Origin of the sequence: Occallatibacter sp., from assembly GCF_049802275.1 — a bacterium.
Lineage (GTDB): Bacteria > Acidobacteriota > Terriglobia > Terriglobales > Acidobacteriaceae > Telmatobacter.
In genome coordinates, this window is record NZ_JBARMD010000012.1 from 1 (window position 1) to 6066 (window position 6066).

The following is a 6066-nucleotide window of genomic DNA, read 5'->3' on the forward strand; positions in this document are numbered from 1 at the left end:
GGCGACACAGCGGCAGGTATACGCACAATGGCGCGAACGATTCCACACCGAAACGCCGGTGGCCTCGCTCGGACCCGAAGACGCGGCAGACTGGCACTTGATCGACGACCAGATCGGGCTTTCCCTACTTGAATTCGATCGCATCCAGAACTACAAGCACAACCCTACGGTCTACGTAGAATTGCTGGGCAGCGCACTTTTTCAGCCGCTGACCGATGAGTACGCCGCAGAGCCGGTACGGCTGGGCGACGTGCTTTCGCGGGTAGCGGCAACGCCAACGTTTCTCGATCAGGCGCGGAGCGAACTGGTGGATGCAGACCCCATCTTCATCAAGGTTGCCGTTCAGGAAAATGAGGGAAACGTCGACCTGATTCAGGACACGATTGCCGTAGCGGTTGCAAAGCATCCGGAGTTGAAAGCTCGTTTTGACCAGGTCGCTCCGCCGGCCGTGAAAGCTCTGAAAGATTTCTCGCAATGGCTGCAGGCTGATCTCGCTAAACGGAAGACCGATCGCACATGGCGCCTTGGCAAGGACTTTTACGCCGATAAGTTCCGTCTTGTGATGGAGAACGACATTACTCCTGACCAGGTACTCGCCGATGCTGAGCGCGACTTCAAGAAAACGCGTGCGGAAATGCTCGAGCTGGCTCTGCCGCTGCACAAGCAGTACTACCCTGATCATGACGAACACACTGGCTTGGGTCAGCAGGAGCGCGAGAACACAATCATCGGCGAGGTGCTCAAAAAGATTGCAGATGATCACCCCAAACGCGATGACCTGATACAGACCGTGAAGGATGATCTTGTCGGAATCCGCCAGTTCATCATCGACAAGAAAATCGTCTCGCTGAAGTCGCGCGACAACCTGAAAGTGATCGCCACGCCGGAGTTCGAACGCGGCATCTACTCCGTTGGCGGATTCCACTCCGCGCCGCCCCTTGATCCGAATGCGGAGGCTGAGTACTGGATCACCCCAATCAGTCCCAGCACGCTTGAAGCCAGCGCCGAGTCGCGCCTCCGCGAATACAACAACTGGGTGCTCAAGTGGCTCTCCATCCACGAAGCGCTTCCCGGCCATTACGTGCAGGCCGAACATGCCAATGAGATTCAACCCGTGACAAGACGCCTGGTGCGAAGCCTCTATGGAAACGGCGCATACGTTGAAGGTTGGGCCGAGTACATTGCGCAGGTCATGATGCGGCAGGGATTCGTCGACAACGACCCGCGTTATCGTCTCAGCTATTTGAAAGTGTGGTTGCGCGCGGTGGGCAACAGCATCCTAGACATTCGCATGCAAACCATGGGCATGACGGATGACGAGGCGATGCACTTCATGATCGACGACGCGTTCCAGACACGCGCCGAGGCCGAAGGCAAGCTGCAGCGGGCCAAGCTCAGTTCCACTCAACTGCCAACCTATTACGTGGGAACGAGCGAATGGTGGCGCCTGCGCAAAGCGTATGAAGCAGCCAGGGGCAAGGACTTCACGCTTACCGAGTTCCACGATCGCGCGCTGGATGAAGGCGCTCTGCCGGTGCCCTGGTTGAAGGACATCCTGCTGCCTAAGTAGCGTGCATAACGGCAAAATCGCAGGTTCTGCTTCACCCCTTCCATGCTCGCTGATCAGACAGCGTGCGGAGAGGAAGGCGATTCAAAGCAGATCAATCGCATTTGCGGGGAGCAAACGGATGAAGAAGCCAAGGCCCGCAGAACACGCAGAACCGCCAAAGAGCCAAAGACCGTCGATCGGCACGGGGACTACGGGCGTTCGCAAAGAGAGCGACTCGATGGGCGTGATCGATGTTCCAGCCGATCACTACTGGGGCGCCCAGACGCAGCGGTCTCTCATCCACTTCGCCATCGGCGATGACCGCATGCCGGCCGAAGTGTGTCGCGCATATGGGTATGTGAAGAAGGCGGCGGCATTGGTGAACGGTGAGATCGGCGCAATGCCGGCATGGAAAGCCGATCTGATTGCGACGGTTGCCGACGAGGTAATTGCCGGCGCGCTCGACGGCCAGTTCCCTCTCAGCGTTTGGCAAACCGGGTCGGGCACGCAGACGAACATGAATGTGAACGAGGTCATCAGCAACCGGGCCATCCAGCTCGCAGGTGGAGAACTGGGCAGCAAGAATCCGGTTCATCCCAACGATGACGTCAACATGGGGCAGTCGTCGAACGACACGTTCCCGACCGCGATGCACATCGCCACCGTTCTGGCATTCGACAGCCATCTGATTCCCGCGGTTTCCGCTCTCAAAGAGGCGATCTGGGCGAGGGCCCGCGAGTGGGTGGACGTGGTGAAGATCGGCCGGACCCACTTGCAGGATGCTACTCCGCTGACCGTCGGGCAAGAGTGGTCGGGATATGCGACACAGCTCGATGATGCACTCCTGCTGATCAAAGCATCGATGCAGGGCTTGTACCGGCTGGCGATTGGTGGCACAGCGGTTGGCACGGGCATGAATGCGCCGGAGGGTTTCGGGGACAAGGTCGCGGCAAGGCTTGCAGACCTGTTGCAACGTCCGTTCGTCTCCGCGCCCAACAAGTTCGCTGCGCTGGCGTCGCTGGATGCGATGGTCGCTGCGAGTGCGGCGCTTCGTTCGCTGGCGATCGTGCTGATGAAGATTGCGAACGACCTGCGCTGGCTGGCCTCGGGACCACGAGCCGGTCTGAACGAACTCGTGCTGCCATCAAACGAGCCGGGAAGTTCGATCATGCCGGGCAAAGTGAATCCAACGCAGCAGGAGGCCATGATTATGGTCTGCACCCTGGTGATCGGCGAAGACACCGCCGTCGCTTTCGCTGGATCGCAGGGCAACTTCGAACTCAACGTCATGCGCCCTGTCGTTATTCGCAACGTGCTCCACGGTTCGCGAATTCTCGGAGATGCCTGCAATCAATTTCGAACATTCGGAGTCGAGGGCATCACTCTGAATCGCCCGCAACTCGACCGCAACGTGCAGGAATGCCTAATGCTGGCCACCGCCCTTTCTCCCCATATCGGCTATGACCAGGCCGCACAGGTTGCCCACACGGCGCTCGAACAGAACATCACGCTCCGCGAGGCCGCAATCGCCAGTGGCTTCATCTCTGGCGAAGACTTCGACCGCGCCGTCGATCCCAAAAAGATGGTCGGCAACCCGCGGCGGGATCTTGGAATGGACTGATCTCCGTTCTTTCATGGCCAGACTCCGACGCCCACTCATCGCGATAATGCGATGAATGGGGCACGGATTTTCATCATGCCAGGATTTGAGAGCAGATCGGATTCCCGGCTTAAGCAAGGGATCCTATTATCCGATCTCTGGCGAGAAATCCGCGGTCTATCGATCGTTCGCTGCGGTTGACGAAGATCTGTCAAAAGGTCAGCATCAGCGGGTGCCCAAGCCTAACGCACAGATGCGTCGTGGGCATGCCCCGTAAATCCACTCGACGACATCGTGCCGTCGAACAGGTCAGCTTCGTGTTGATTGGCGCGTTGGTCGTGCGGCAACGGGGGTTAGGTGACGGCGCTGAGCGATTCTTCCGACATCGCCGACCGGGCTCCCAGCGGCCGCTCTGCGCCATATCGGAACCTGCGCTTCAGATCCATCGCTGGACCTTCGATAAAGATACAGCTCAACTGCGAGAGAAGAATCGTCAAGCAAAAAGCAGCGATCCCAGACGCGATCACAGCGAAGTGTGGCCGCATGTACCTGCTAAGCCTAACTGAAACAACATGAAAAAAGAACGGTGCAAAAAGAAGATGGAAAACGTAAGCGCTATAGCTTCGTTTTCCAAGCCAGCGGGCCCAACTGAAGCAACAGACGCGCTGCAAAAGGCTATTCTGTTCCCGTACTGCGACAATAAGGGAGAGCGCGACAAGATTTGCCAGTGGGGTGACGATCTCTTCGCCCCAAAAGCTGAATGCCCATTCGCGTCCCTTCCAGCCGGCAAGCACCATTGCTGTTGCCGCTCCGCAAAGGACAACCCACTTCGCTACCCACGCGAATCTCTCACAAACCTGATCGCCACGCAGAAGAGCTAGAACTACGCCCAGCAGAATTGCATCCATACAGGTCGGCGTGAAGTAGACATATTGGTCGGCCACTGAGGTTACCAGAGGAGCAGCGGCACGGAGCACGAAGCTAATGAGGAAAAGGCCGGTTGCAATTCTGAGCAGCTTCTTCTTTTCGGGAAACAGCCAAACCGCGAGCGGCCAGAGCATGTAGAACTGCTCCTCCACCGCCAGGGACCAGAAATGCAACATCCCTACCGGGCCATTCTTGGAGAGCGTGTAGCCCGGAAGGAGGTTTTGGATATAGAAAAAATGTACCCAGAAGCGATAGTTGGGAACAATGCCATGCATCTTGTAGAAGATATAGATCGCCAGAAGTGCCAAATAATAGACCGGAAAGACTCGCAAAATGCGGCGGCTGTAGAAGACTCCGAAGTAGCCTTCTCGATTACGGGTGTCATATAGAATCCCCCCGATCAAAAAGCCAGAAAGTACGAAGAACGCGGGCAAAGCGAATACCACGATGGACGAAAGAGAGGACAACAAACGGTAATTGACGCTGCCACGATTGGCGAGTTGCAGGGGTAAGAAATAGTGGGCGCAGAAAACGAGCAAAAAGCCGTATCCCCGGATCCCGTCCAGGGAAGGCACATATGCGTTCATTCGATCTGAAGTTTGATTTGTTCGCATAACAACTCGTTGGAGATCGATCCAGACGCGACTACAGGGCGTGCCACAATCCTGGACACGGAGACTCTCTAGCGTCAGCCACGAGATTCCACTGTATGTGGGGTTCTAGCTCTTTTGAACTGCACTGAGGTTGCACGTCCTCAAACAAGAGTGCTATTCGCTTATCGCAAGGTGTGTGTGCATTGTCTGTTTCTTAACTATGAGTTCTCTGGGCCATCGACACGCCCGGGACGGTGCGCGGAAGACTCAACGCATCTTCATCTTCTCCAGGATTTCCTTGAACCGCTTAGACTCTCGACGCTTTCGAGTCCCTCACCGGCTTCCGGTATCCGGCGAGATAGACGGGTAGAGCAGCACCAGAGAACAGCCGGCTCCCGGTCACCCTATACTTTTGCCTCGCAAACTGTTCGGAACCAAGTCATCGCCGGGAGAATACAACCACTCTGACGGACCTCGCTTGACTTTTCGCCTAATCTTCGCTCTTCAGCTATAATCTTCGAATGGATTTTCAGTTGGTGACCAGCTACAAGCCTCGCGGCGACCAGCCCCGCGCTATCGAGGAACTCATGCAAGGTCTCAGCGCGGGTGAAAAACACCAGGTGCTGCTCGGCGTCACCGGCTCGGGCAAGACCTTCACCATGGCCAAGGTGATCGAGGCAGTGCAGCGGCCGGCCCTCATCCTCGCGCCGAACAAGACCCTGGCGGCCCAGCTCTACGGCGAGTTCCGCAGCTTCTTCCCCGACAACGCGGTCGAATACTTCGTCTCCTACTACGACTATTACCAGCCGGAGGCCTACGTTCCGCGCACCGACACCTATATCGAGAAGGAATCCGACATCAACGAGCAGATCGACCGCATGCGCCACGCCGCGACGCGGGCGGTGCTGGAGCGCGACGACGTCATCATCGTCGCCTCGGTGTCCTGCATCTACGGCATCGGCTCGGTCGAGACCTATACCGCGATGACCTTCTCGCTCAAGCTTGGCGACAAGGCCGACCAGCGCCAGCTCATCAAGGACCTGGTCGCGCTGCAGTACAAGCGCGTGCAGGCCGGCGACTTCTCGCGCGGTCTGTTCCGGGTCCGGGGCGATACGATCGAGATCTTCCCCGCCCACTACGAGGACCGCGCCTGGCGGATCGGCTTCTTCGGCGACGAGATCGAGGCGATCGTAGAATTCGACCCGCTGACGGGCGCCAAGACCCAGGACCTCGAATTCGTAAAAATCTACGCCAACTCGCATTATGTGACGCCGCGCCCGACGCTCCTGCAGTCGGTCGAGGCGATCAAGCAGGAGCTCAAGGAGCGTCTTGACCGGCTCAATCGCCAGGGCCGGCTGCTCGAGGCGCAGCGGCTCGAGCAGCGCACCGTGTTCGAT

General features: G+C 57.7%; 4 protein-coding genes. 3 read left to right on the forward strand and 1 reads right to left on the reverse strand.

Annotated features, from left to right (window positions below; translation table 11 throughout):
• On the forward strand, positions 1 to 1570 hold a 1570-nt coding region (locus WA354_RS00380; RefSeq protein ID WP_472811022.1), incomplete at its 5' end, for a DUF885 domain-containing protein.
• A 118-nt stretch (positions 1571 to 1688) separates the two neighbouring features.
• A complete protein-coding gene (gene fumC, locus WA354_RS00385; protein ID WP_472811023.1) occupies positions 1689 to 3170 on the forward strand; it encodes a class II fumarate hydratase in 1482 nt (493 codons plus the stop codon).
• A 332-nt stretch (positions 3171 to 3502) separates the two neighbouring features.
• On the opposite strand, the gene WA354_RS00390 is transcribed toward fumC, so the two are convergent.
• A complete protein-coding gene (locus WA354_RS00390) occupies positions 3503 to 4663 on the reverse strand; it encodes an acyltransferase family protein (RefSeq protein WP_472811024.1) in 1161 nt (386 codons plus the stop codon).
• A gap of 542 nt (positions 4664 to 5205) precedes the next feature.
• Between WA354_RS00390 and WA354_RS00395 the strand changes: the two genes are divergently transcribed.
• A partial coding sequence (locus WA354_RS00395; RefSeq protein ID WP_472811025.1) for a DEAD/DEAH box helicase family protein occupies positions 5206 to 6066 on the forward strand: 861 nt, incomplete at its 3' end.